Here is a 746-nt window from a genome sequence, read left to right on the forward strand (position 1 = left end):
AGGTGATGACCATCCAAGTTCTTTTTCAAATCTCCGGATACAGGACCTTCAAAGATTTTTATTTGACTTATGTACGTGAACATCTCCAGGATGAATTTCCCGATACGGTCTCCTATAACCGAATGGTAGAGCTCAAAAGGGACAGTTTCATGCCTTTGGCCATTTACTTGAAAACATGTGGGCTTGCCAACTGTACGGGAATCAGCTTCGTAGACTCCACCCCTTTACGGGTCTGCGACAAAAGAAGAATAAACCAGCACAGGGTCTTCAGGGGTTTTGCTCAAAGGGGTCAATGTTCACTGGGCCGGTTCTATGGATTCAAGCTCCATATCGTCACCAATGACCAAGGCGGCATCATCGACTTTATGATTACCAAGGGCAACGTGGACGATAGAAGACCATTGCGTTTCAAAGCATTCGTCAAAAAATTGTACGGCAAGCTTTTTGGCGACAAAGGCTATATTTCCAAAGACCTGTTCACCGAACTCTTTGCAAGTGGGGTCCATCTGGTCACCAAGTTGCGCAAGAACATGAAAACGAAATTGCTTACACCTATGCAAGACGCCTACCACCTGCGAAAAAGAGCCATCATAGAAACGATCATAGATCAACTCAAAAATATCTGTCAGGTCGAACATTCGAGACATAGAAACCAAGCAAATTACTTCAACAATATTTTTGCTGCTTTAATAGCATACAGCTTCAAGGATAAAAAACCCTCCCTGAAAAATAACTTCGTGGATACC

1 protein-coding gene is annotated in these 746 nt (G+C 43.3%); it reads left to right on the forward strand.

What is annotated here, in order from left to right; all coding sequences use genetic code 11:
- Positions 1-746, forward strand: a 746-nt coding sequence (locus ACRD7P_RS20960; RefSeq protein WP_430909758.1) for an IS982 family transposase, incomplete at both ends; no start/stop codon positions are given.

The organism is Maribacter sp. 2-571 (assembly GCF_050589625.1).
Lineage (GTDB): Bacteria > Bacteroidota > Bacteroidia > Flavobacteriales > Flavobacteriaceae > Pelagihabitans.